Origin of the sequence: Pseudomonas sp. IT-P395, assembly GCF_949767675.1 — a bacterium.
Taxonomy (GTDB): Bacteria; Pseudomonadota; Gammaproteobacteria; order Pseudomonadales; family Pseudomonadaceae; genus Aquipseudomonas.
Window position 1 is genome coordinate 101,382 of sequence record NZ_CATKPW010000004.1, and the last position, 24,830, is coordinate 126,211.

19 protein-coding genes are annotated in these 24,830 nt (G+C 60.3%); 12 read left to right on the plus strand and 7 right to left on the minus strand.

The window, feature by feature from the left end; translation table 11 throughout:
- The first annotated feature begins 89 nt into the window (after positions 1–89).
- Positions 90–1,547: an ATP-binding protein gene (locus ACM6IN_RS03885; RefSeq protein WP_414915433.1), complete on the plus strand. Its 1,458-nt coding sequence runs from the start codon at positions 90–92 to the stop codon at positions 1,545–1,547.
- On the opposite strand, the gene ACM6IN_RS03890 is transcribed toward ACM6IN_RS03885, so the two are convergent.
- Both ACM6IN_RS03890 and ACM6IN_RS03895 read right to left on the minus strand, forming a co-directional pair.
- A complete protein-coding gene (locus ACM6IN_RS03890) occupies positions 1,524–4,412 on the minus strand; it encodes an ATP-binding protein (protein ID WP_414915434.1) in 2,889 nt (962 codons plus the stop codon). The two genes, ACM6IN_RS03885 and ACM6IN_RS03890, sit on opposite strands and share 24 nt — an antisense overlap.
- A gap of 125 nt (positions 4,413–4,537) precedes the next feature.
- Positions 4,538–4,969, minus strand: coding sequence for a helix-turn-helix domain-containing protein (locus ACM6IN_RS03895; protein ID WP_007913516.1), 432 nt, complete (start codon positions 4,967–4,969; stop codon positions 4,538–4,540).
- A 211-nt stretch (positions 4,970–5,180) separates the two neighbouring features.
- Here ACM6IN_RS03895 and ACM6IN_RS03900 point away from each other — a divergent pair, with 211 nt between their 5' ends.
- The 9 genes from ACM6IN_RS03900 to ycaC all read left to right on the plus strand — a co-directional run bounded on the left by ACM6IN_RS03900 (position 5,181) and on the right by ycaC (position 17,612).
- Positions 5,181–6,104: a LysR family transcriptional regulator gene (locus tag ACM6IN_RS03900; protein ID WP_007913518.1), complete on the plus strand. Its 924-nt coding sequence runs from the start codon at positions 5,181–5,183 to the stop codon at positions 6,102–6,104.
- 113 nt (positions 6,105–6,217) lie between these two features.
- Positions 6,218–10,264, plus strand: a complete 4,047-nt coding sequence (locus ACM6IN_RS03905) for a hypothetical protein (RefSeq protein ID WP_414915435.1) — start codon at positions 6,218–6,220, stop codon at positions 10,262–10,264.
- 70 nt (positions 10,265–10,334) lie between these two features.
- Complete coding sequence (locus ACM6IN_RS03910) at positions 10,335–11,267, plus strand: Ig-like domain-containing protein (protein WP_414915436.1); 933 nt, start codon at positions 10,335–10,337, stop codon at positions 11,265–11,267.
- A 20-nt stretch (positions 11,268–11,287) separates the two neighbouring features.
- Positions 11,288–12,889: a hypothetical protein gene (locus tag ACM6IN_RS03915; protein ID WP_414915437.1), complete on the plus strand. Its 1,602-nt coding sequence runs from the start codon at positions 11,288–11,290 to the stop codon at positions 12,887–12,889.
- 499 nt (positions 12,890–13,388) lie between these two features.
- A complete protein-coding gene (locus tag ACM6IN_RS03920; RefSeq protein WP_414915438.1) occupies positions 13,389–13,748 on the plus strand; it encodes a DUF6124 family protein in 360 nt (119 codons plus the stop codon).
- 255 nt (positions 13,749–14,003) lie between these two features.
- Positions 14,004–14,417, plus strand: a complete 414-nt coding sequence (locus ACM6IN_RS03925) for a DoxX family protein (protein ID WP_007913538.1) — start codon at positions 14,004–14,006, stop codon at positions 14,415–14,417.
- Complete coding sequence (locus ACM6IN_RS03930; protein WP_123374833.1) at positions 14,410–15,036, plus strand: antibiotic biosynthesis monooxygenase; 627 nt, start codon at positions 14,410–14,412, stop codon at positions 15,034–15,036. The genes ACM6IN_RS03925 and ACM6IN_RS03930 overlap by 8 nt, the downstream gene beginning before the upstream one ends.
- Before the next feature lie 43 nt (positions 15,037–15,079).
- On the plus strand, positions 15,080–16,918 hold the full coding sequence (locus ACM6IN_RS03935; protein WP_016987824.1) for an amidohydrolase: 1,839 nt from the start codon (positions 15,080–15,082) through the stop codon (positions 16,916–16,918).
- 70 nt (positions 16,919–16,988) lie between these two features.
- Complete coding sequence (gene ycaC / locus ACM6IN_RS03940) at positions 16,989–17,612, plus strand: isochorismate family cysteine hydrolase YcaC (protein WP_007913541.1); 624 nt, start codon at positions 16,989–16,991, stop codon at positions 17,610–17,612.
- A 233-nt stretch (positions 17,613–17,845) separates the two neighbouring features.
- Here ycaC and ACM6IN_RS03945 read toward each other — a convergent pair whose 3' ends face one another.
- Both ACM6IN_RS03945 and ACM6IN_RS03950 read right to left on the minus strand, forming a co-directional pair.
- Positions 17,846–19,273, minus strand: a complete 1,428-nt coding sequence (locus ACM6IN_RS03945) for a mechanosensitive ion channel domain-containing protein (protein ID WP_414894126.1) — start codon at positions 19,271–19,273, stop codon at positions 17,846–17,848.
- A 108-nt stretch (positions 19,274–19,381) separates the two neighbouring features.
- Complete coding sequence (locus ACM6IN_RS03950) at positions 19,382–20,404, minus strand: alpha/beta hydrolase (RefSeq protein WP_414915439.1); 1,023 nt, start codon at positions 20,402–20,404, stop codon at positions 19,382–19,384.
- Positions 20,405–20,565: 161 nt separating this feature from the next.
- Here ACM6IN_RS03950 and ACM6IN_RS03955 point away from each other — a divergent pair, with 161 nt between their 5' ends.
- On the plus strand, positions 20,566–21,465 hold the full coding sequence (locus tag ACM6IN_RS03955; RefSeq protein WP_007913544.1) for a LysR family transcriptional regulator: 900 nt from the start codon (positions 20,566–20,568) through the stop codon (positions 21,463–21,465).
- Between the two features lie 266 nt (positions 21,466–21,731).
- Here the strand turns inward: ACM6IN_RS03955 and ACM6IN_RS03960 are convergent, their stop codons facing one another.
- From ACM6IN_RS03960 to gspG, 3 genes are all read right to left on the minus strand, one after another.
- The gene (locus tag ACM6IN_RS03960) at positions 21,732–22,274 is read right to left on the minus strand and encodes a hypothetical protein (protein ID WP_414915440.1); all 543 of its coding nucleotides are present in this window, start codon (positions 22,272–22,274) and stop codon (positions 21,732–21,734) included.
- A gap of 74 nt (positions 22,275–22,348) precedes the next feature.
- The gene (locus tag ACM6IN_RS03965; protein WP_414915441.1) at positions 22,349–23,536 is read right to left on the minus strand and encodes a type II secretion system F family protein; all 1,188 of its coding nucleotides are present in this window, start codon (positions 23,534–23,536) and stop codon (positions 22,349–22,351) included.
- Between the two features lie 14 nt (positions 23,537–23,550).
- Entirely contained in the window at positions 23,551–23,979 is a 429-nt protein-coding gene (gene gspG, locus ACM6IN_RS03970) for a type II secretion system major pseudopilin GspG (RefSeq protein ID WP_007913548.1), read from the minus strand.
- Between the two features lie 206 nt (positions 23,980–24,185).
- Here gspG and ACM6IN_RS03975 point away from each other — a divergent pair, with 206 nt between their 5' ends.
- The gene (locus ACM6IN_RS03975; protein WP_053119059.1) at positions 24,186–24,794 is read left to right on the plus strand and encodes a lytic transglycosylase domain-containing protein; all 609 of its coding nucleotides are present in this window, start codon (positions 24,186–24,188) and stop codon (positions 24,792–24,794) included.
- Positions 24,795–24,830 lie beyond the last annotated feature (36 nt).

A 24,830-nucleotide genomic window follows, 5' to 3' on the forward strand; every position in this document is an offset into this window, starting at 1 on the left:
GCGCTTGTGTCCGTCTGGCGCACTCGGATGTCCGTGCTGCGCCTCGTGTAGCGGTTGTCGCGTCATCTGAGGCTGCCAAGATAGTTGGCATGGATAGCCTCAACGATTTGAACACGGCGTCGGTGCTGCATTTCGGCCCTTACGCCTTCCATCTGCGGCAACGGCTGATACTCGATGGAGATCGGCCCTTGCGCATGGGCGGTCGCGCGCTGGACATTCTGCAAGTGCTGGTCGAGCGTGCCGGTCGAGTGGTCAGAAAGGAGCAGTTGATCGCGCTGGTATGGCCGACGTCGGTGGTCGAGGAGATCAACCTGCGTGTGCACATCGCAGCACTCAGGCGAGCGTTGAGTGACGGCGAAAACGGTCAGCGTTACATCGTCCATGTACCACAATGCGGTTACAGCTTTATCGCCCCGGTCCGCTGCGACAGCGCCGCGCAAGTGGTTTTCGAGGGCTTGCAGACACCCCAGCATAATTTGCCAGCGCGACTGACCTCGGTCACCGGTCGTGACTCGCTGGTTGGTGGGTTGGTGCGACAAATGCCGCTGTGTCGGTTGATGACCATCACCGGAGCGCCGGGCGTAGGTAAGTCCACCGTGGCGCTGCGGGTCGCGGAACTGCTTTTGCAGTACTACAGAGACGGTGTATGGCAAGTAGATCTGAGCTTGATCGACGACCACACGCCGCTGCTCGACCATGTGCTGCGCACCCTGAAGAGCGATTTGACCGGGCTGTCGACTCGCCATGCGTTGCTGCTGCTGGATAACTGTGACCACCGCCGCGATGCTTGCAGATTAGCGGTTGAAACGTTGCTCGACGCCGCGCCTCGACTGTCGATCCTCGCCACCAGTCGTGAAGCCTTACAGGTCAGTCTGGAAACCCTGCAGCGTGTTCCAGCGCTGGCCATTCCGAAGCGCTCGGCAGCCAATTGCATCACTGAAGCCATGGGACATTCCTCGGTGCAGTTGTTCGTCAGCCGTGCGCGGGCGCGACAGCATGATTTCCGCTTGCGCGAGCAGGATGTCAGTGCCGTGCTTGAGATCTGTCGTCAACTCGATGGTTTGCCGCTGGCGATCGAACTGGCGGCGGCGCAGATCGATGCGCTGGCGCTGGTAGGTTTGCAAGCGCAAATGGCCAACGGCCTGCAAGTACTCAGCCATGGCCGGCGCACTGCAGTGGCGCGGCACCAATCCATGCAGGCGGCACTCGACTGGAGCTATCAATGCTTGAGTGAGCAGGAACAACGCGTGCTGCAACGCCTATCGGTGTTCAAACTGGCGTTTACGCTGGAGGCTGCGTTGGCGGTGATCAGTTGCCCGCGACTGGCTGTGTCGGAGTTGGCCGCGATCATCGAAGGCCTGGCGCAGAAGTCTTGGCTGTCACTGGAACGCGGCGCCAGTGCAGGCCGGTACCGGATGCTCAATACCACCCGGTGCTATGCCCGCACGGAACTTGAGCGCAGTGGTGAGGGGATTGATCTTGAACGCCGGCATGCACGTTACATCAAGCGGATTCGCCGGGCTTCAGACGTGCGCGCCCTCGCGTAATTCGTCGATCAGCAAGTGCACCTTGCGCAGGTCCGGGGTCGCGTAGCCCTCGGTGAAACGTTGATAGATCGGACTGAGCAAATCCAGCGCCTCGCGACAGCGTGACTGACGCTGCCAGAGTTGCGCCAATGAAGTGGCGCTGCGCAGTTCCCAGGCGAGCGCGCCTTGAGTACGGGCGATGGTCAGGGATTGTTGCAGGAGTGCTTCGGCTTCCTGAGGGACACCTTCGCGAGCAAGCTCGCTCCCACAGGAATTCTGGATGTACTCGGAACCAGTGTGGGAGCGAGCCTGCTCGCGAAGAGGCCCGCCCAGACAAACCATCCCTCCCTTCAATAACGTATCCGCCCGAGCCCGCAGAATCTCCGCCGTGCTCCACCCCGCATCACCACTCAGCGCCCGCTCAAGCAGCGCGTCGTCGACAAAACGGTCATCCAGAGTCACCATGATTTCCCCGATCAGCCCGCCGCTGCCTGTCGACACAGGCGCACTGACTTGTGGTTCGATCACCTGCGCGTAGTGCCGCGCCCAAGTGTTGAACAGCAGCACCGAATGTTTCTGCGACTGCTCGAGCAGCAACTGCAATAGCGCCCGGGCGTTTTGCTGATCGCCGTTGTAATGAGCGATCAGGCAACTGGCCAGCGCCAGGGTGTAGCAAATCGAAGTGCCATGGTCGATTTGCACGGCAATGTCCAGTGCCTGCCGCGCCGTGCGCCACGCTTGCTCTGGCAGACCCTGCATCCACAACACCCGTGCCAGCACCGTCAGCGACGCGACGCTCTGGTCGTACTGCACGCCAAAGCCATGAGTGAAACGGTTGACATGGCCGCTGTGCGCCATGCGCTGGAGGACCTGTTCGGCGTGGATGCGCGCCTGCAATTGGTCGCCGGCATAATGCAGAGCCAATACGCGCAAGCGGTGGGTACTCAGTGACAACAGCGGGTCGCCGTGCAGGCCGAGGCGGTCGAAGTGCTCGCTCTGTGCCAGCGCCATGCGGTAGTGCCCGCAACTGAGGTTGACCGCCATGTGCCCGGAGACTGCGCGCAATTGTCCGGCAACGTCGTCGTGCTCGTGGGCCAACTGGCGGGCTTCGGCGAAGGCCTGGATGGTTTCCGCCGTGCCACCCCACGTGTGGTAGCAGGCACTGCCAAGGGCCAGTTTGAGGGCGACTTTCAGGCGCGGGCAGGGTTCGTGCAGTTCATCAAACAGGCTCAGCGCCCGGCGCACATAGGCGCCGTACTCCTTGAGCAGCGACAACTCCTGCCACAAGGGTGCCGACGCCGCCGTCAGCCGAATCCCCAAACCACCAGGGCCGACACCGTTCAGGCTCCAGTCCAGTGCTGCGCGCAAATCTTCCAGCCCTCGGGCGTAGCGATCGATCCATAACAAGGTCGGCGTGTTTTCCCAATCGTTCTGCGCCTGCTGCATCAACGCCAGACAGCGTTCGGCATGGCGTTCGCGGGTTTCCTCGCATTCGGCGGCGTGATCGAGTTTTTCCAGCGCGTAACGTCGGGTGGTGTCGAGCAAGCGGTAGAACACGTCCTCGTCACCGACCTCGACGGCGAGCAGGGATTTGGCCACCAGTTGCGTGATCGACACAAACACCATGCCGGGGTCGATCTGCTGACCGACGATAACGGCTGCCGCCGACTCGAGGGTAAAACCACCACGAAACACGCCCAGACGACGCAGGCAGGTTTGTTCGCAGCGATCGAGCAGATTGAAACTCCAGTCCAGCGTTGCGCGCAGAGTGAGATGACGCTCCAGACTGCTTTGATTGCCCGCTGCCAGCGGCGGTAAACGGCCTTGCAGTTGGCTCAGCAGACCATCCAGTCCGAGTTCGGTGACCTGCGCTGCCGCCAGTTCCAATGCCAGTGGAATGCCGTCGAGCCGATGGCAGATCTCGATTGCCTGTGGCAACTGGGCATCGTTCAGTTCGAAGCTTTCCTGCGCGGCCGTCGCTCGTTCGACGAACAACTGCAGCGCCGAAAAATTCAGCGTTAGCTCACGATCCAGCATCGTCGTCATCGGCGGGTATTCGAGGGAGTCCAGACGCTGTACGTACTCGCCTTCGGCCCGCAGACTTTCGCGGCTGGTGGCGAGGATATGCACGTGCGGCGCCCCACGCAGAATGCTTTCACTAAGCGCTGCGACGGCATCGATCAAATGCTCGCAGTTGTCGAGCAACAACAGCATCTGCCGTTGTTGCAGGCCTTTGACCAGTGCTGTCTGCGGGTCGCCTTCGAGAAGTGCCAGATCAAGCAGGGCGGCCAAGTGTGAACAGATCAGCCGGGGATCGCTCAGAGGTGCCAGATCCACCAGACGAATGCCGTCGCGATAGTGCCCGATCAACTGTTCGGCTACCCGCAGGGCCACCGTGGTTTTACCGATCCCGCCGGGGCCGACCAGGGTGATGCAGCGTTGGCGCGGCAGTTGCATCATCAAGCTGTCGACCAGCGGCTGGCGGCCGATCATCCGCGTGCGCCGCAAGGGCAGATTGTGTCGACCGCCAGCATTGCCCACAGGGCGCTCCTCCATGGATTTCAGCAAAACCGGTGCGACGAAACTGTAACCCCGCTGCGCCACGGTGATGATGTAACGCTGGCCGGCCTGACCGTCACCGAGCGCCTTGCGCAGCGCCGCCATGTGCACACGCAAGTTGATGTCTTCAACGACAGTGTCCGGCCAGACCCCTGCCATCAATTGTTGCTTGCTCACCACTTCGCCGGCATGCGCCAGCAGAATCAGGAGGATGTCCATCGCCCGTCGGCCCAGACGCAACGGCTGCTCGCCTTCGAGTACCAAACGTTGCCCGGGATGAATCCGATAAGGGCCAAAACCGAGGGCCTGATTCGGTGAAAGACTCAACAGCTCACTCCTGCGGTGCTGCGGCGGACAGAGCGGAGTAGTGCCGGGCGCGTGCGCAGGCCTTCTAATCCGGGGTGTCCCGGCATAATCCTCAGGTTTGAGCGTCAGTGCAACGGGGGCCGCGATCAAAACACGGCAGGCTGTGCACGGTGAGCTTTGGGTTCACGCATGATCTGGCAGCGCCAGGCAAACGGATTGATGCCTTCGCTGCGGGTGAACATATGGCAGAAATGCGCCTGATCGCAGAAGCCGCATTCCAGGCTGATTTGCGTCAGGCTCAGGTCGGTGTGCTGGATCAACAGCTTGGCCCGCGCCAGGCGCTGGGTGCGAATCCAGTCCTGCGGTGACAGCCCGGTGCTGCACTTGAAGGCGCGGGAAAAATGGCTGCGCGACAGTGAACAGGCGCGAGCCAGTTCGGTGACCTCAAGGCTTTCGCCGAGGCGTTCGAGGATCAGCTGTTTGACCTGTCGTTCACGTTGCGGACTGAGTCCGCCGACGCCGGTCTTGCGTGGTTCGTTGGCAGGGGCGAGGGCGACGCTGTGCTGTAAGTGAGCCATGGCCAAAGTCCGTGTCGATGGGGAATGCACGGTCGGCGCATCCCCTCAGGTCAAAAAAACAACGCTGCGCAGTGGCATTCATTGTTGGCCGAGGGCGGGGGGGTGACGAGTTAATCGTTGTTAATTTCGCTGCGAAACGGCGCTGACAGTCCCGTTGATCGCGTAAAGTGCGTAGCACTGGCGTCTGACTGGCTAAAAGGAATCCGTGCCCATGAACCGTAACGATCTGCGTCGCGTTGACATGAACCTGTTGGTGATTTTCGAAGCGCTGATGTTCGAAAAGAACCTGACCCGCGTCGCTGAAAAACTGTTTATGGGGCAACCGGCCGTCAGCGCCGCGTTGGGGCGTTTGCGCGATCTGTTTGACGACCCTTTGCTGTTGCGCAACGGTCGCGGCATGGAGCCGACCGCGCGGGCACTGGCGATTCTCAAAGAGCTGCAACCGGCGATGGACGTTATCTCCGGAGCGGTCAGCCGGGCCAAGGAGTTCGAGCCGGCGAGCAGTTGTGATGTGTTTCGCATCGGCTTGTCGGACGACGCCGAATTCGGCCTGTTTCCGCCGTTGTTGCGTCAGCTTCAGCAAGAGGCGCCGGGGATTGTCGTGGTGGTGCGCCGCGCCAACTACCTGCTGATGCCGGCACTGTTGGCCTCTGGGGAAATCTCCGTTGGTGTCAGTTACACCACCGATCTGCCGGCCAATGCCAAGCGCAAGACCTTGCGCGACATTCCCTGCAAGGTTCTGCGCGGCGACGACCGACCGGGGCCGCTGACCCTCGACGAATACTGCGAGCGCCCGCACGCGATGGTGTCGTTCTCGGGCGACTTGAGCGGCAATATCGATATGGATCTGGCTAAGGTCGGCCGTACGCGCCGCGTGGTCTTGGGTGTGCCGCAGTTCAGCGGGTTGCGCGCCTTGCTCGCCGGCACCGAGATGATCGCCACTGTGCCGGATTACGCCGCCTGCGCGTTGGTGGAAGGTTGTGCGCTGCGCGCCGAAGATCCACCGTTTCCGATTGATGCGGCGCAATTGTCGATGGCCTGGAGCGGGGTGCATGACAACGATCCGGCGGAGAAATGGCTGCGCTCGCGGATCAGCCAGTTCATGGCGGCGCCGTTGGATATACCGCCACGTTGACCCCTCCGCTCGTCGGAAATTGCTCTGTACCTGTCAGATCTGACAGGTGACGATTTTCTGTTTCTGGCTGTTAATCACTCCGTCGCCTAATCCCCCGGCAGGAGTGTTTTGTCATGCTTTTAAAACTCAAAAAAAAGATCGCAACGCTGGCACTTCCTGAGCCGGATATCACCGGTCGTACGCTTCCCATCCTTCCCTCGGGAGAGTGGGGGATCAATCGGGCTGCGGCGCAAGGGGTCTATCCGGACGAAGGGTTGCAGGTCTACCTCAGCCCATGGACGACCAAGAGTAAAGGCGACCTGGTGGTGCTCAGGAAAGGCTCTGTCGAGGTGGATCGGTACACCATTCGTGATCAATCAGAATCTGATCAGCGTGCGACCCTGTTCGTTGCTCCGCGGCATCTTGCTTCGGGCTCCCATGAAATCGACTATTGGGTAAAGCGATTAGGCCTGGATCCCGCCGAGACGTACACGCCGCCATTGAAAATATTCGTCAAGCTGGAAATTCCCGGCGGACAGGATACGGAGGAGGGGCCGGGGCATTCCAATCTGTACATGTTCATCCCGCCGGAATTTGTCTCTGGTGGAGTGGACAGCGACAACATTCCGGTGGATCCGGATGATGAGGGTAATCCGGATGCGCCGAAAGCGGGTGTGCCTATCGTCATTCGAAACGCATCCGGTAGCGGCGAACCCTATCCTGAGATTGCCGTGGGCGACCAGCCTCAGATCAGTTGGGGCGGCATTTTTATCTGGGGCGACCCGGTGACGGCGGAGCAAATCAGTGATCCGGTGAAGAATCCCATCACGATTTACGTCAAGCGGGCGATTATAGAAAAAGCAGGTGATACCGATGCGGTGGGCCTGGCCGTGAGCTTTCGCGTGCGCGATATCGTCCACAACTATTCGGAGGACTGGTGTAAAGAAACCCGGATCAGGGTTTCGCTCAACACCAATCGGCTGGTTGCCCCTATTGTCAAGGATGCGCTCAACAATGTTCTCGACCTTGACCGGTTGGGTGAAAAAAACGTCGTTGTTCAGGTCTGGGCAACCTCGAGCGAATTCAAACATCAGGACTGGATTGTAGTAAAAGTCAGCGGTACCAGCGCCGACGGTGAAGCCGTCACGTTCACTGCGCCGAGGCAGGAGGTCGACAATCTTCCCCACACCTATGAGTTCGAGTTCGAGAATGCGGATCTGCGCAGGCTTGTCGCAACCCAGGTGATTTTTTCTTATGAGGTCGAGCGCGAGGGAATTGCCGATCCGCTGCAATCCAAAGGTCAGTTCGTGCAAGTCAACGGCGAGGCCACGCGCCTGGATGCCCCTGTTGCTGAAGATGAAAACCAGGGCGCCATTGACCCTGACCTGGCACGTACCCGGATTCTGATTCGCTCTGATTCGCTGTTCAACTATGGCGATGCGTTTGAACTGGTGTGGTTCGGTAAACGTCCGGATGGCAGTGCCTATATCCCGGAATTCGAAAGGTATACACCGAGCCGGGAGGAAATCGACGACCCGATCGGTTTCTTCCTCACTGTCGAAGGCTTGCACTTGAAGACCATTGAGGGCGGAACACTGGTGCTATCCTATGTCCATTTGAGTGTGGATGGGAGCGATGAAATTGTCAGGCGTGTGTCGCGTCCCGCGGCATCGCTGAGCGTGGGCGAGCCAAAATTCGAGTTGGTCAAACCGATCGTGCTGGGCGAAAACAATGGCTCACTGGAGCCTGCTGATTTACCCAACGGCGTTGGTCGGCTGACTGTTCCCAACCCCATCGTCACGCCGACGAAACGCGGTGATAAGGTGGCTTTCGATTGGGACGGGGCAAAAACAGGCAAGACCGGCGACACCATCGACATTACTGTGCTCAACGAGAATATGGACGTGTCATTCCGACTCAGCCAAACGTTCGTAGCCGAGCATATCGAGCCAAATCGCGGGTCCATGATCACGGCCAAGTACAAAATATGGCGCAAGGAGACGGACACATTCAGTTATTCCAACCCCCTCGTGTTCTCCGTCGGCGAATCTCGGCAATTGCTGGACCCGGCCCGCGTGGTGCAGGCGCTGGATGACATTCTCGACCCGGCCAATGTTCCGGACGGAGCAACCGTTGAGATACCGGCCAATGATCCCGAGAATGCCGGAGATCACTTCTACATGACCTGGGCATCATCGGACGGAGTGGTCAATTACACCGATGACAAAGCGGTCAGTGGCAATAACAAGGGCAAACCGATCGAGTTCACTGTTGACCTGTCCGTTGTGCAGGCCAGCCTGAACAAAAAAGTGACTGTCGATTATCGGGTCGAGTTGTTTAACGGCGGCGAGGCGGACGGCAAACCTTATGAGTTTGACGTGCAAGCGCAGGAGTTCCGGCTGCCGGTTGCCACCTTCCGGGAAGCCACGGGCTCGCAAAAGGATCAGTTGAACCCGGACGATGTCTACCCCAACGGCGCAACGGTAGTGATCCCGGCAACTGCTCGGTTGAAGACCGACGATGAAATCACCGTGACCGTGGTTGGCAAAACCACCACTCCTTACCCCCACACGGTTCTGGCAGCAGAGGCCGACAAAGAACTCAGCGTGATCAAGGTGGCCCACACGGTGATCAGCGCCAACCTCGATGACAGCATCTCGTTGCGTTATGAGGTCAAGCGCAAGGCGGGAGGGACCGATGGCCCGTCGGTGCCGACGGTTTACGATGTTCGCCGGGTCATTGGCAGCGGCACCCTGAAGATCATGGGCGCGCGCTATAACCGCAGTACTTATCGCGCGTCCAGTGCCACTCGTGTACTGAGCGCATTCAATGCCACCACCGGGCAGGCGCTGCAAGCGCAGTGGAAGTACGCTTCGGACACAGAGTGGATGACCGCCGCCACCTGGCGCGATACCTCACCGCAGCTGCCGCTGCAAGTGCGCACTGCCGATGATCTGGTCACGCTCAACTCAGCCAACATTATTGGCAACGGGATCGATACCACGGTCACAGGACTCGCGGCTTTCGTCGCTCACCGAGATGTCGGGGATGTCGCCGGTTGGGGCAACGCTGCGTACGGTGCCAATATTCCTCCGACCATCATCACCATGGATGACATCGTTGAGGTGAGCTGCACGCGCAGCGCTTATGCGGCTCGCCGCGCCAATAGTGCAGTTGTCGCCTGGGGAACCGCCGCCGAGGGCGGAAGCATGAGCGGTATGGATCCGCTGGGTTTTGTCGAAGTCATCGGTAATGCGACCGCGTTCACCGGGTTGAAGACGACCGGGCAGGTGGTTGCCTGGGGCACACCTGCCGATGGAGGTAGTGTTCCTGCAGACATCAGCGCACTGACGGATATTGTTCGAGTGGTGGCGGCGGGTCAGGCTTTTGCAGCAAAACGATCCGCCGGGAATGTTGTGGCCTGGGGCCTGGCGGCAAACGGTGGGGTGGTTCCCGGTGATATTGCAGGCTTGACCGATATCGACAATCTGATCGGCAGCTTTGGTGCCTTTGCCGCGCATCGTGGCAATGGGCGGATTGTCGGCTGGGGCCACGCCACCTATGGCGGCGCAGTGCCGGCTGAAATTGCGTCGCTGACCGACATCATCGAATTGAGCTGCGCCAATGCGCAGGCCTTCACTGCAAGGCGTGCCACCGGGCAGGTGGTGGCGTGGGGAACGGCGGCTTACGGCGGGACGATTGACGCGCTGATTGGCGGGCTCACGGACATAGTCGAGGTCAGTTCTACCTGGCGCGCGTTCGCAGCGCGCCGAGGCAACGGTCACGTAGTGGCGTGGGGCACTCCTGCGGAGGGTGGTCTGGTACCTGCCGAAATCGCGGCGCTCGATGACATTGTTCAGGTGTGTGGTTCCTCCATGGCTTTTGCCGCGTTGCGCAAGAACGGCACAGTGGTCGCCTGGGGGAATGCGACTGTAGGTGGCGACACCTCGACGGTCGTCACTGAGTTGACTCAGGTACAAGCGCTATACGACAACACTCATGGGTTTACTGCGCTAACCGCTGACGGCCGCGTCGTGACCTGGGGACATGCCGATGGCGGGGGGGACAGCAGCGCCGTACAGGAGCGGCTGAGGGGCAAGGTGTCTTATCACGCCACTCCGATCTCCAGAGGCCGGGCACTTCTGGCCAGTCGCTGGGCCGAGCTGAATACCGGGCGTTGAACGCTTGCCCTTGAGCCTTGCTTCAAACCCGGAACACGGCGCTCGACCGAGCGCCGTGTGAGGTCTCACCATGCACAAAACAACAAACACCCCGCTCAAACCGTCGGTAGACGAAGCGCCCGGCGATGTACTCGATCCTGCGAATATTCCGGCCAAAGGCGTGACGGTCAGAATCAAACCCTATGACGGCATGGCCTATCGTGATCACGTTTTTCTTAGTGTCGGCGAGTACACCGATGACATCCCGATTGGCCCCACCGCTGTTGGCAAAGACGTCACCTTCACCGTGCTTGGCAGTGAATTGATTGCCGACGCAAACGACATCGTCCCCATTCACTTCGAAGTGCAGTTCTATGGCGGCGATCGTGTGCCGTCGCAAAGACTGGAGCTTCTATTGCAGTCAGGTTTTGACGCGCAGGCGGCCCTCGATCTGAGCGCGCACAACCATGTGGTGTCGGTTGATAAACCGCCGATGAAGTTACCCGAAGCGGCCAGAATGACGCGTCTTGCGCAGTGGGGGAGTGGCCCCTATCAATACACCAGCAGCGATCCGGCCATTGCCAGTGTCGATACGCTGTCGGGCGAAGTCGCTGCGCTTCGCAATGGCGACTGTACGATCAGCGCCACCGACAGCCAGAGCCAGACCCGAACCTACCCGTTGACTGTGAAGGGCATTGTTGAAGTGCACTTCCTTACCCACAGCGCGGATTTTCAAGGGATGCTCACACTGTGCGAAACAGCAAAATTGCAGCCGGTCACGCTGACCCAGATCAAACGCATGTGGACGCTGTACTTCCCCGACGCCGGCCCGGTGGCCGATTACCTTGAGTGGCTGAATTATCCCGTATGGACCGGCGAAGATCTGGGTGGCGGTACCGCGTGGACTTATGACCTTAACGGCGATTCTGTCAATGACAATGCCAGTGCGCACAACAAGGACACGTATTGGCAGGTCCTCGGGGTTAGTGCGACTCAAGCGAAGCGTCAAAAGGGCAGGGGGTAGAAGCCATGCAAGGCGCACGGATGCAGATAACCCGATACCTGCTGGCATTGCTGTTGCTCAGCGGTCCGGTCCTCGCCGCCACCGGCCCGGAAACCGCGCAGTTGCTCAACAGACGTTATCAGAACACCACGGCCGAATGCCCGGGCGCCAACCCAGCGTATTTTTGCAGCGGTGTGCTGGTGCGCGGCAGTGATCCGGCTCTTGAGTTCTGGAAACACGGTGAGGTCGCCACGCAGTTGGGGGCCGAGGCTTTTGTCTATCTGCGCAGCGACCTGGGGACTCGCACCTTGTCATCAGCCAACGGCGTTGTCTTCAGTGATTCATTCACTGCCATAGGTCTGGGTAAAACGCTGAACGTGTTATGTGCCTATCCATTCGAACTGGCACTGGATGACGATAGACCAGACTTTGGTTGCGGCGCAGTGACGTCAGGACGTGACAGCAGTTCTTGCGCTGCCCAAGGCGTGACCGATGCCGAGAGCTGGTTGACGCATTTTCATCAGCAGGATTTACAAACAGCAAAGCAGTGTTCATTGAGCAGCCTTGACCCGGCACAGTTCAGGGCCAGCCTGCTGGCACATCAGGGCATTGATAACGAATGGTCGGTTCGGTCGATGCAGGTGCAGTTGCGCAACTGGGATGTCAGCGCACCGAAACAACTACCGCTACAAGGCCTGTACTACGACATGACGCAACCCGCCGCGTTACTCGGCGCGCAGAGAGATCAGCGGGCTTACTTCATCGCGACCGGCGACTGGTTGCCCATCATGCGCATGGACCTGATGCAGGGGCCCGATGCCGTGTTCGGTTTCGATCTCAAGGAGCAGGTTTACAGCGGCTATGAAGTGGCGGCGCGACTGAATGCGCGTTACGCCGATACCGCCATGGCATGCCGGGGCAATACCGCCGCTTATAACTGCAACGGCGTGTTGATACGCACCACCGACGCCTCGCCGAACTTTCATGCGTGGAACCCCAGCCCCGGTTCGATTCAGCGCAATGGTGTGTCTTTTTCCTATCTGCGGGCGGATGTGCATTTGCCTGTTCTGGCTTGGGCCAAGAACGAGGGCTTGATCATGAAGGAGCTCGCGGCTCCGACAGGTTATCCACTGACCTTGCGTTGCTCTTTTCCGTTCGACGGTGCGACTTTTTATCGAAGCGACAGCTGCAATGGGCATTCCAATGCCCCCCAAGAAAGCCGGCCGTGTGATGAGCAAGGCATAAGTGATGTGGAGGAGGTGATCACTCATTTTTACGCACAGACCAGCCGATATCACGGTTGCAGTCTCAAAGGTGACCAAGCGCCGTTTGCGGTCAGCGTCGAAGCGCGTGCTCGACTCAACGTCGCTGATCAGCGCGTACACAACGAGGTCATCATCGCTAACTGGCCACAGGACATCCCTGCGCAGCTACCTCTGGAAGCGTTCTTTTACGTCGCGGCCTCGGGGCGTCTGAACGCTCAATTTTTTCAATGGGACTATTTCAACCAGACTGGGCACTTTCTGCCGATTGTACGGGTAGCCTCTAACGCATCGAGAAGTGCATATGTGTTCGATTACGATCCAGCGGATCAATGGTTGGGGGCGGATTCACCGAAATCGAGCAGTGGTAACGTTCAATGAACACAGCTCCTTTGCACTCGGCAACCTTAAACCAGTCATGGCAGCGCCGCTGGATATCCCGGCTAGCTGAATCCCTGCGCAAATCTCAAATACAGCACTGATCCCCTGTGGGAGCGGCGTGATCCCTGAGTTGTTGGGTGGTTTAAACATCGCTGTTTAAGCAACACCCACAGACACTCTTTCAGGCTACGCATCCTTGCGCCTTTGCCTACAGCTACGCCAGAATCCGCCGGCTTGTGCGCTTGTGGTCGGGTCTCTATCGTTTGGTGGTCGCTGAAAACTCAGCGATCGGGTTTAGCGACTCGGACCAAAAAAAGTGCATCAGCGCTCCATGCTTCGTTGCAGGCTATCGTCTGCACTTCGCTATGGCGGCTGTATGCGGGAGACCTTTGGGTCTACCGGGTTGCCTTTTTACCGGTTCGCTAACCTGCATACGGTCGCCACCCATCCTGTTTAGCGACAGGACGTGGTGATCCCGGCTCTAAAAAGGAGATTCACCATGTTCAAAGTCACACCCAACCCGCCCGACATCGACCCCACATCCCCCTACGAATCCATCGACTCCCGAAAACTCCACGAAGCCGCCGACCGCGCCCTCGACCATTACCTCCTTCCACCCGGCTCCACGCCGCCCCCACGCAGAACCCGTGGCATGTATGCCGTGACCGCCGACACCAAAAACAAAGACCTGCTGACCGATGCCAGCGAAACACTCGCCTCGGCCAAAACCATCGCCCAGGATGTCGCCCACCTGTTGCCCGCGCCGCAGCGTCGGGCGTTGTTGGGGATTGCGCAGTTGATCATGCTCGGCGAGCTGGCGGTGAACCGGGTGCTGGATAACCTGGAGTTACCGGGCTAACCCGGACCACTGATCGTTCCCACGCGGAACTTGGGGCGCTCAGAAACCCTGTGGGAGCTGGCTTGCCAGCGATGGCGTCAGCTCAGCCAACAGCGACGTCGCCTGACACTCCGCTATCGCTGGCAAGCCAGCTCCCACAGAGTTCTTCGGCGTTCCCGGCAACCTGGTTGATCGCAAGAACTGAGCACACCCATCCAATTTCCTCCCGACCATCATTGGCATGATTCCAGCCAATGACATTTCAAGGGTCGGGTCATGAATGCCTCAACAGATGAACAGGCACGCGACATCGGTTTGCTGTTCCTGCGGGTCAGTGGCGGGTTGTTTCTGCTGTGGGTCCACGGCTTGCCCAAGCTGCTCGACTTCACCGCGCAACTGCAACTGATCGAAGACCCGTTCCACCTCGGATCTCACCTCACTTTGATCCTGGCGATCTTCGCCGAAGTCCTCTGCCCACTACTGATCGTCGCCGGGTTACTGGCACGATTGGCCTGCGTGCCTATTCTCTTTGTGCTGCTGGTGGCGTTGCTGGTCGTGCATCCGCAATGGAGTGTGGCCGAGGGGCAGTTCGGCTGGTTGCTGCTGATCCTGTTTAGCACTGTGTTGATCGCCGGGCCGGGACGGCTGGCGATTTCTGTTCGTTTGCCCGGAGTGTTGCGTTATGCCTGAAGTCCTCAATCCACAGTCACCGGGGGCCGATGAGACGGTCACGTTGATCATCAAACACCGGGTCAAGGCCGGTTTCGAGTCAGCGTATGAGGCCTGGCTGCGCAATATCGTCCGCGTGGCGGGGCAGCGTGAGGGGCATTTGGGTGTGGACGTGGTGCGCGGCAAGCGCGGCCGCCTCGACTTCTACACCTGTGTGCTGCGTTTCAGCAGCACCGAAGCGATGCAAGGCTGGCTGGAATCGCCGCAGCGTCAGGCACTGGTCGCCGAAGCCGCGCCGATGCTGGCTGATGGCGATCAGACCGAAGTCGCACCGATCAATGAATTCTGGTTTACGCCACTGGCCGATGCCGCTTCGCCGCCGCCGCGCTGGAAGCAAGCGGTGGTCACGCTGCTGGTGATTCTGCCGCACACCTTGCTCGTGCCACTGATCTGGGGGCCGCTGCTGGCGCTGCATCCGCTTCTTTCCAACTATGTGGTCGCTACTTTCCTGATCACCCTGACCATCGTCCTGTCGGTGGTGTACGTGGTGATGCCGCCGGTCACCCGTTTGTTTTCGCCATGGCTCGAAGCCAGCCAGGCCCATGAACACCTCGATTCCCAAGACACCTCGCCGCGTTGAGCGCGCGAGGTTCGCTCCTTTTCACTTTGCTTGAGGAACTGCGATGAGCGCCGATCTGATTTTATTCAATGGCCAGTTTCATACCGTAGACCGCACCAAACCGCTGGCCAGTGCCGTGGCCATCACCGACGGCCGTTTCGTCGTCGTCGGCAACGACAACCAGGCCATGGCCCTGCGCGGGCCGAACACGCAAGTGGTCGATATGCATGGCCGCTGTGTCATCCCGGGTCTCAACGACTCGCACTTGCACCTGATCCGTGGCGGTTTGAACTACAACCTCGAACTGCGCTGGGAAGGCGTGCCGTCGCTGGCCGACGCGCTGCGCATGCTCAAGGATCAGGCTGACCGTACGCCGACCCCGCAATGGGTGCGCGTGGTCGGTGGCTGGAACGAATTCCAGTTCGCTGAAAAGCGCATGCCGACTCTGGAAGAAATCAATCAGGCCGCGCCGGACACCCCGGTGTTCATCCTGCACCTGTATGACCGTGCGCTGCTCAATCGCGCCGCACTGCGCGTCGCCGGCTACACCCGCGACACGCCGAACCCGCCGGGTGGCGAGATTGTCCGCGACAGCAACGGCAACCCGACCGGCATGCTCGTTGCGCGGCCTAACGCGATGATTCTCTACTCGACGCTGGCCAAGGGGCCGAAGCTGCCGCTGGAATATCAGGTCAACTCGACCCGCCAGTTCATGCGCGAACTCAATCGCCTCGGCCTGACCAGTGCGATCGATGCCGGCGGCGGTTTCCAGAACTACCCGGACGATTATCAGGTGATTGAGCAACTGGCCAAAGACGACCAGTTGACCGTGCGCATCGCCTACAACCTGTTCACCCAGAAACCGAAAGAAGAGCTGAGCGATTTCCAGAACTGGACCGGCAGCGTCAAGTTGCATCAGGGCGACGACTTCCTGCGTCACAACGGCGCCGGCGAGATGCTGGTGTTCTCGGCGGCGGACTTCGAGGACTTCCTCGAACCACGCCCGGACCTGCCGCAGACCATGGAAGAAGAGCTGGAGCCGGTGGTGCGCCACCTGGTCGAGCAGCGCTGGCCGTTCCGTTTGCACGCGACCTACAACGAATCGATCAGCCGTATGCTCGACGTGTTCGAGAAGGTTAACCGTGACATTCCGTTCAACGGCTTGCCGTGGTTCTTCGACCACGCCGAAACCATCACCCCGCAAAACATCGAGCGGGTGAAAGCGCTGGGCGGCGGCATCGCGATCCAGGATCGCATGGCGTTCCAGGGTGAGTACTTCGTCGACCGCTACGGCAAACAAGCCGCCGAGGCGACCCCGCCGATCAAACGCATGCTCGCCGAAGGTGTGCCGGTCGGTGCGGGCACCGATGCCACGCGCGTTTCCAGTTACAACCCGTGGACTTCGCTGTACTGGATGGTCAGCGGTCGCACGGTCGGCGGTCTGGCCTTGTACGAAGAAGGTCTGCCGCGCACCACCGCGCTGGAACTGTTCACCCACGGCAGCGCCTGGTTCTCCTCGGAGCAGGGCAAGAAAGGCCAGATCAAGGTCGGGCAACTGGCGGATCTGGCGGCGCTGAGTGCGGACTTCTTCCATGTCGAGGAAGAAGCGATCAAGTGGATCGAATCGGTCATGACCGTGGTCGGCGGCAAGATTGTTTACGCCGCCGGCGACTTCGAAGACCTCGGCCCGCGCTCGATTCCGGTGTTGCCGGACTGGTCGCCGGTGGTGAAAGTCCCGGGCCACTGGCGGCCGAATTCGCCGTTGCAGGCGCAGGTTCACCAGTGCAGCGGCCCGTGCGCGGTGCACACCCACAGCCATGAAAAGGCGCGGATGTCGAACGCACCGGTCAGCGACTTCGCCGGTTTCTGGGGCGCGTTCGGCTGCTCCTGCTTCGCTTTCTGATTTCCCCTGAAGCGCCGGTCATCCGGTCGGCGCTCAACGCTTCATCCATCCGTCCATCAGGAGTTTTCCCATGAGCGTTCCTTACACACGTCTGAACAAAGATGATGCGGTCGTACTGCTGGTCGATCACCAGACCGGTCTGATCTCGCTGGTCCAGGATTTCACCCCGAACGAATTCAAGAACAACGTGCTGGCGCTGGGCGACATCGCCAAGTTCTTCAAGCTGCCGACCATTCTGACCACCAGTTTCGACGCAGGTCCCAACGGCCCGATCGTCCCTGAGTTGCGCGAGCAGTTCCCGGATGCACCGTTCATTCAGCGCCCGGGCCAGATCAATGCCTGGGACAACGAAGATTTCGTCAAAGCGATCAAGGCAACCGGGCGCAAGCAACTGATCATTGCCGGTGTGGTGACGGATGTTTGCGTAGCGTTCCCGACCCTGTCGGCCATCGCTGAAGGGTACGAAGTGTTTGTGGTGACGGACTCGTCGGGCACCTTCAACACTACCGTGCAGCAAGCGGCGTGGGCGCGGATGTCGGCGGCGGGTGCCCACCTGCTGAACTGGTTCTCGGTGGCGTGCGAGCTGCAGGGCGACTGGCGCAATGATATGGAAGGTCTGGCACATTTGCTGTCGGAGCGTCTGCCTAACTATCGCAACCTGATCAACAGCTATACCAAGTTCACTGCCAAGTAATCGGCTGATCCTGAAAAGCCCCTCATCGGAACGCCGCCCGCCTAACCCTCTCCCGGAGTGAGAGGGGACTGACCGAGGGGTTCTTTCGAGGTACGCCGACCTGCGATACCGAGCCGAACTCAGGTTCTGAATTGCATGCGGTCTGCTCCCTTTCCCCCTCGCCCCCTTTGGGGGAGAGGGCTGGGGTGAGGGGGTAAGCTGTTGATCTTGATCTTGATCTTGATCTTGCCGCTCTAGCGTTTCTGCAGCCAACCGAGAAACCCACCTTTCCTCACCGCCACCGGCTTGGCCATCAACGCGAGGCGACTATTCTGCTGCCGCACCGCCTGCAACTTGTTCAACGCCCGGCCCACCTCCGTGCGCTGTTCCATGCACTCACGAGTGAGATTCTTGTCGAGCCGATAAATGATGCTCGACGTCAACGCCGTGAACGTCGCCTGCGACGGCGTATCCGCCAGAATGCTCTGTTCACCCATGACCTCACTCGGCCCCATTCGCCCGGCCTCGACCTTGCTGTCGCCATCCGCCACAGTCGCACTGACGACGCCGGTGGCAATCACGAACAGACTGTCCGGCACTTCATCCAGATCCAGCACCACCTGGCCTGCGGTGTATTGCTGCGCAACCATCGATTCCGCCAGGCGATCACGCTCCTCACTGCTCAGCGAGCGGAAGATTTTCACTTCATCGAGCAACGCGCGGGCGCGGGTCGACGGTTCGATCACGCCGTCCGGATGCCGCGAAATGCCGGCTGCTTCGAGATGCCGGTGGGCGAGGTCGAACAGTTGGTTGCGCACTTCGCTTTTCTTGCCGAGCTCGGCGATGAAGCCGCTGGCGACGTATTCCGACATGGTTTCACCGGCCTCTTTCAACACGGCTTTCGGCGCCGGGCTGAGGAGCAAACTGCTGCTGCCTTGCAAGGTGCGATCAAGCGCATCCAGAACACGACGCGGGCGGATGTGATTCGGTACCTGAATGCTGATCGACACGCCGTGCATGTTGTTCGGGCGGCTGAGGTTGACGATCTTCGCCTTGGCCGCGACCGAGTTCGGCACCACGGCCATGGTCCCGGCGCTGGTCAGCAGGTGGGTGGCGCGCCAGTCGATGTCGAAGACTTTGCCTTCAACGCCGTCGATCACCACGAAATCATCCACCTGATACGGCTTGGTGGTGTTGAGCACGATCCCGGAAAACACGTCAGCCAGGGTGCTTTGCAGCGCCAGACCGACAACGATGGCCACCACCCCCGAAGTCGCCAGCAAGCCTTTCACGGGCAGTTCCAGCACGTAACCGGCGGCCGCAACGATGGCCACCAGAAACACCAGTGCACCAATGACGTCCTGCAGCAAACGACCGCTGTGGCCGATACGGCGCATCAGCGCCAGCCCGATGACTTCGGTCAGCACCCGCGCCGCGTACAGCCACCAGAGAATCCCCAACGCCGTCGCACCCAACTGCGCCACGCGGTCATCGGCAAATTGTGCTGCTTGCAACGGACTGACGCCGGCGTTGATCACCAGCGCGGTGAACGCAAGAAACAGCACCAGCCGCACAGCGACTCTCGGGGCACGATGGCTGAAGGGCGAGAAGTGCCAGAGCACGGCGTCGAGCAACAGCAGGGCGGCGCTCCAGGACAGCAGGTGGGTGTAGAAAAATGTCATGACCTTGGCTCCGTGGTGTCTGCAAGTGAAAAGATCGCAGCCTGCGGCGGCTCCTACAGGAGAACGTATTCCAATGTAGGAGCTGCCGAAGGCTGCGATCTTCTGCCGTTAAGGCTGCAAGTGGGTTTTCAGCTCAGCTGCCGCCTGACGCACCGCCGCTTTCACCTCAGGAATCTGACTCAGCGGATTGAGCAAACCGAAGTCATGAATCATCCCGTTGTAGCGCACCGAGGTCACCGCTACACCGGCCGCATCAAGGTGCCGCGCATAACCTTCGCCTTCGTCACGCAGCACGTCGAATTCGGCGGTCTGCACCAGGGCGGCGGGCAAGCCTTTGAGCTGTTCGGCGCTGGCATTCAGCGGCGAGGCATGGATCTGCGCACGTTCGGCCGGGTTGGTGGTGTAGTTGTCCCAGAACCACTGCATCATGCCTTTGGTGAGGAAATGGCCCTCGGCGAATTGCTGGTACGAACCGTCGTCGAACTGCGCGTTGGTCACCGGCCACATCAGCAACTGGAAGCGCAGCGCCGGGGCTTTCTGTTCCTTGGCCATCAACGCCACGACCGCTGCCATGTTGCCGCCGACGCTGTTGCCCGCTACTGCCAGGCGCTTGCCGTCGACACCGATATCTTTGCCGTGCTCGGCCACCCATTTGGTTGCGGCGTAAGCCTGGTTGATCGCGGTCGGGTACTGCGCTTCCGGCGACGGCGTGTAATCGACGTACACCGCGACGGCGCCAGAGCCCACCACCAAGTCGCGAATCAGCCGTTGGTGGGTCGGGAAATCACCGAGCACCCAGCCGCCACCGTGGAAGAACATGAACACCGGCAACTCGCCCTTGACCTGGGCCGGACGCACCACTTTCAGGTTGATCGTCTGGCCATCGACCTTGATCGCCTTGTCGCTGACTTCAACGCCGGACAGGTCCACTTTTACCGAAGCCTGCGCACCGGTCAGCACCGCACGAGCGTCTTTCGGGCTCAGTTGCTCCAGCGGTTTGCCACCACCGGCGGCGAGGGCGTCGAGGAAGGCTTGGGTGTTGTGTTCGACACCGCTGTTTTCGGCGGCGAAGGCGTTACCGATGGACAGGGCGAGGAGGGACGCGGTGAGGGTTTTCTTGACGATGTTCATGGTAGAAATCCTTTTGAATGTTTTTGAATTTTTATGCCTGGGTTGCGGGCTGCTGTGGCGCTGGGCTTCAGGCCTCAGCAACACCGTGAGCACAGATTAATGAGCTGCTCGAAAGTGAAAAAGCGGCTATAAAGCGTTTAACTGTCCACCAGAGAGTGACAATGAACCCGTTCGAAGACATGCGTATTTTTTGCCAGGTCATGGACTCCGGCAGCTTCACCTCAGCGGCCGATCAATTGGGCCTGTCCAAGCAGTTCGTCAGTCGGCGCTTGATGCAACTGGAAGAGCGCCTCGGCGTGCGCTTGTTGAACCGCTCGACGCGGCGCCTCGACGTCACACCGCTGGGGCAGAGTTATTACGAATCGGCGTTGCGCCTGTTGGGCGAAGTCGAACAGGTCGAGCAGGGCATCGCCGGGCAAACCGCCGAGCCACGCGGGACAATTCGCCTGAGTGCGCCGCTGTCGTTTGCCGTGGCGCATCTGGGGTGTCTGCTGCCGATGTTTTTGCAGCGCTATCGCGAGGTCACGGTCGAGGTGGATTTGAGTGACCGCCCGGTGGATTTGCTCGGTGAGGGCTACGATCTGGCGCTGCGCATTGGCGTACTGGAAGACTCGACGCTAATTGCCCGGCGTATCGCGTCGATCGAGCGGGTGTACTGCGCCAGCCCGGCGTACCTCGCCGAGCGCGGCACGCCGCAGCAACCCGAAGACCTGCACAGCCATGACTGCCTGCCGTATGGGCATGGGCGTTCGGTGCAGTGGCGGTTCAATGCGGGGCAGGGCAAGCCTGTGTTGGTCAACGTCACCGGGCGTATGCGCGTGAACAACGGCGAGTTGCTCAGGGATGCGGCGGTGCAGGGGATGGGCATTACTTATCTGCCGACGTTCATTGTCGGCGCGGCGTTGAAGGATGGCCGGTTGGTGCCGGTGCTGGATGATTTGCGGCCGGAACCGCTGACACTTTCAGCCGTTTACCCACAGCATCGCCAGGCCTCGAGACCGGTGCAGGCGTTGGTCGAGTTTTTGCGTGAACGCCTGAACGAGAGCCACGTCGCCCTCTGAGCCGTACGCAAATCAAACTGTAGGAGTGAGCCTGCTCGCGATAGCATTCTGTCTGTCACAGCTTCAGTGTCAGAATGACCGCTATCGCGAGCAGGCTCACTCCGACATTGGGATTATGGTTGTCTGCGGAATATGTAAACGCCACAAAACCCTGTGGGAGCTGGCTTGCCAGCGATGGCGGTGTGTCAGGCAATACAATTTTGCCTGACCCGGCCTCATCGCTGGCAAGCCAGCTCCCACAGGGGGTGTGGTGTTTTCAGGATGGATCAGTTGGCGCGCTTGTCATCGCCCGGCTCGCCGCCGACATGTACGCCACGATCATCGCCGACTTCGCCTGCAGCATGCACGCCACGATCATCACCGACTTCGCCCGCGCGGTGGACCCCGTGGTCATCGCCGACTTCACCAGCGCGGTGGACGCCATGGTCATCTCCCGCTTCGGCGTGCGTGCCGCTGCGACCGGATGAGCCGCTGTCGCCCGAGTGTCCCGAGCCGTGGTCGCTGCCGCTGTGGCCACTGTTGCCACCGCCACTACCACTGTTGCCGCCCCCGCCGTGACTGCCTCCGCCGCCACTTCCGCCCCCACCATTTCCACCGCTGCCACCACCGCTGCCACCGTGACCGCCACTTCCTCCGCCTCCACTTCCGCCGCCGCCCCCTCCGCTACCGCCCCCACTGCCTCCACCACCACTCCCACCATCCTTGGCCTGAGCACTGGACACCCCGGACACACTGTCCGGAATGAGGACCGTAGACGCCGACAGAACTGCGCCGATGGCCATTGCGAGCACGAGCTTTTTAATGTGCATATCGTTCTCCGTCTTTGTGGTTTTGTTGGGAACGTAAAAGTGCGTTTTTGCAGGGATCGGACCCGTTCCCGGAGTCAGTGAATACTCGAAGCCAGTTCGAAAATCGGGATGTACATCAGGATCACGATGACCCCGATGAGCAGGCCGATGAAGGTCATCAGCAGCGGTTCGAACAACTTCACGAACCACTCCAGCCAGCGACTGATTTCCTCGTCGTAGAAATCGGCGCTGCGTTCCATCATTTGCCCGAGATTGCCGGACTGTTCACCGGCCCGGAGCAGTCGTAGCGAGACCGGCGTCACCAGGTGATTGAGCTCCAGCGCGGTAGACAGCGACTGTCCCTCGCGCACCCGCTCGCAGGCCTGATCCAGCCGCGTCCGCGAAGCGACGGTGAGCAAACCGCGCACCATGGCCATGGCGGTCACCAGCGGAATCCCGCCTTGCAGCAGAATCCCCAATGAGCGGTAAAACCGCGCCAGCTCATACATGAAAATCCGTTGATGCACGGCCGGCAGTTTTTCCACCAGTCGATCCAGCCCACGGCGAAACGTCGGTTGCTTTTGCAGCACGGCAAGGGCGATGACCAGCGCTGCCAATGCACCGAAAAATTCAGCCTGATGCGCATGCAGAAACATCCCGCTGCTCATCAACACCTGCGACAGCCACGGCAGGTTATTGCCCAGCCCTTCAAACACCAGACTGAAACGCGGCACCACATAACCCATCAAGAACAACACCACGCCACCACCGACGATCAGCAACAGCATCGGGTAAATCGAGGCGCTGATGATCTTCTGCCGCACCTCGTCCATGCGCTGGCGATAACTGACGTAGCGCCCCAGCGCATCGCCGACCGCGCCGGTCTTCTCGCTGGACTGTACCAACGCCACGTACAGCGGCGGGAACACCGCCGACAACTGGCCCAACGCCTGCGAGAAGGATTTACCCTCGTAGAGCAGGCGCACCAGCTCACTCAAGGTTTTCCGGGCCGCGGGGGCGGTTTCTTTTTCGGCGAGGCTTTCCAGCGCGTCGATCAGCGGCAGACCGGCATTGAGCAGCGTGGTCAGTTCCTGGCTGAATAAAACCAGGTTGAAGGTCTCGCGCTGGCGCAGTTTCAGCGAGCGCCAATGCTTGTCGGCATGCGAGCTGAGCACCCGCAAACCTTGATCCTCGGCGATCCGCCGTGCTTCGCTGTCGCCGGGTGCTTCGACGCTCAAGGACACCACCCCAGCCTTGCCGACCGCTTTCAAATGAAATCGCATGGGCCGCGCTCCGCTTACTGCCAGTTGGTCACTTCAGCGTTTTCACCTTCGCCACCGGGCTGGCCGTCCTTGCCCATCGACAGCAGGTCGTACTCGCTGTTTTCGCCGGGATAGCGGTAGGCGTAATTACGTCCCCACGGATCCTGCGGCAGCTTTTTCTGCAAGTACGGCCCGGTCCATTTCGCCTCGTCACTCGGTGCGGTGACCAAGGCTTGCAAGCCCTGTTCGGTGGACGGGTAGTGACCGACTTCCAGTCGATAGATATCCAGCGCTTTGCTCAGTCCTTCGATCTGTGCCTTGGCCACCTTCACTTCGGAGCGACCGAGTTGGGCGAAGTATTTCGGCGCGACGATCCCGGCCAACAGGCCGAGCACCACCAGCACCACGAGCAATTCGAGCAGGGTAAAACCGCGTTGGCCACGCGGACGAAATTGCAGCTTCATGATGACCTCCCGTGAGTGGCAGCCGTGTCGCCTGAAGGGCTTATGCAATTGCCATGCTCAGGCCCCACTGTAAACCCGCTTGTACGCTGAAACCCTTGAAATACGCGCCTCTCAAGAGTCGGCACAGTGCTTGCGTATGGCTCAAACGTGATCGGCCATTGGGGCATTTCCCCCAATTTATCGGGGTCGATCCGGGGAGGCCCGACATGAAATTCCTTGCCAGCGGATTGCTCGGTTGTGTGCTGCTCAGCGGCGCCGCGCAGGCCGATGTGTTCATCTCGGTGGACGCCAAGGGCAGCTATGTGCTGTCCAACGTTCACCGGCCCGGACGTACCTACGAGCGGGTGATCCACGAGGCTGAAATGCCTGTGGCAAGTCTCGATCAACAGCCGCAAATGATCGCCAACCAGCCCTACGCGGAACTGGTCTCGGCGGCAGCCAAGGTCAATCAATTACCCGAAGCGCTGTTGCATGCAGTAATCAACGCCGAGTCGCATTACAACCCCGGCGCCACGTCCCCCAAAGGTGCCGGCGGGCTGATGCAGTTGATGCCCGACACCGCGCGCGAGCTGGGTGTGACCGACGTCTACGACCCCAAGGCCAACATCCAGGGCGGGGCCAAATACCTCAAGCGCCTGATGACCCTGTTCGACAACGACATCGCCCTTGCCGTGGCGGCTTACAACGCCGGGCCCGACGCGGTGCTCAGCCGTGGCCGGGTGATTCCGCCGTTCGCCGAAACCCAGCGCTACGTGCCGAACGTGTTGCGTCAGTACCGGCGTCTGCAAGGCCTGGCGATGGATGCGCCGTTGTGACCCCAACCCGGTTTCCCCACTTTCGGGGCAAACCGG

Bases quoted from the DNA above. Each gene is read 5' to 3' on its own strand.
- ACM6IN_RS03885 (WP_414915433.1), top strand. From the start codon at position 90: ATGGATAGCCTCAACGATTTGAACACGGCGTCGGTGCTGCATTTCGGC.
- ACM6IN_RS03895 (WP_007913516.1), bottom strand. From the start codon at position 4,969: ATGGCTCACTTACAGCACAGCGTCGCCCTCGCCCCTGCCAACGAACCA.
- ACM6IN_RS03900 (WP_007913518.1), top strand. From the start codon at position 5,181: ATGAACCGTAACGATCTGCGTCGCGTTGACATGAACCTGTTGGTGATT.
- ACM6IN_RS03905 (WP_414915435.1), top strand. From the start codon at position 6,218: ATGCTTTTAAAACTCAAAAAAAAGATCGCAACGCTGGCACTTCCTGAG.
- ACM6IN_RS03910 (WP_414915436.1), top strand. From the start codon at position 10,335: ATGCACAAAACAACAAACACCCCGCTCAAACCGTCGGTAGACGAAGCG.
- ACM6IN_RS03915 (WP_414915437.1), top strand. From the start codon at position 11,288: ATGCAGATAACCCGATACCTGCTGGCATTGCTGTTGCTCAGCGGTCCG.
- ACM6IN_RS03920 (WP_414915438.1), top strand. From the start codon at position 13,389: ATGTTCAAAGTCACACCCAACCCGCCCGACATCGACCCCACATCCCCC.
- ACM6IN_RS03925 (WP_007913538.1), top strand. From the start codon at position 14,004: ATGAATGCCTCAACAGATGAACAGGCACGCGACATCGGTTTGCTGTTC.
- ACM6IN_RS03930 (WP_123374833.1), top strand. From the start codon at position 14,410: ATGCCTGAAGTCCTCAATCCACAGTCACCGGGGGCCGATGAGACGGTC.
- ACM6IN_RS03935 (WP_016987824.1), top strand. From the start codon at position 15,080: ATGAGCGCCGATCTGATTTTATTCAATGGCCAGTTTCATACCGTAGAC.
- ycaC (WP_007913541.1), top strand. From the start codon at position 16,989: ATGAGCGTTCCTTACACACGTCTGAACAAAGATGATGCGGTCGTACTG.
- ACM6IN_RS03945 (WP_414894126.1), bottom strand. From the start codon at position 19,273: ATGACATTTTTCTACACCCACCTGCTGTCCTGGAGCGCCGCCCTGCTG.
- ACM6IN_RS03950 (WP_414915439.1), bottom strand. From the start codon at position 20,404: ATGAACATCGTCAAGAAAACCCTCACCGCGTCCCTCCTCGCCCTGTCC.
- ACM6IN_RS03955 (WP_007913544.1), top strand. From the start codon at position 20,566: ATGAACCCGTTCGAAGACATGCGTATTTTTTGCCAGGTCATGGACTCC.
- ACM6IN_RS03960 (WP_414915440.1), bottom strand. From the start codon at position 22,274: ATGCACATTAAAAAGCTCGTGCTCGCAATGGCCATCGGCGCAGTTCTG.
- ACM6IN_RS03965 (WP_414915441.1), bottom strand. From the start codon at position 23,536: ATGCGATTTCATTTGAAAGCGGTCGGCAAGGCTGGGGTGGTGTCCTTG.
- gspG (WP_007913548.1), bottom strand. From the start codon at position 23,979: ATGAAGCTGCAATTTCGTCCGCGTGGCCAACGCGGTTTTACCCTGCTC.
- ACM6IN_RS03975 (WP_053119059.1), top strand. From the start codon at position 24,186: ATGAAATTCCTTGCCAGCGGATTGCTCGGTTGTGTGCTGCTCAGCGGC.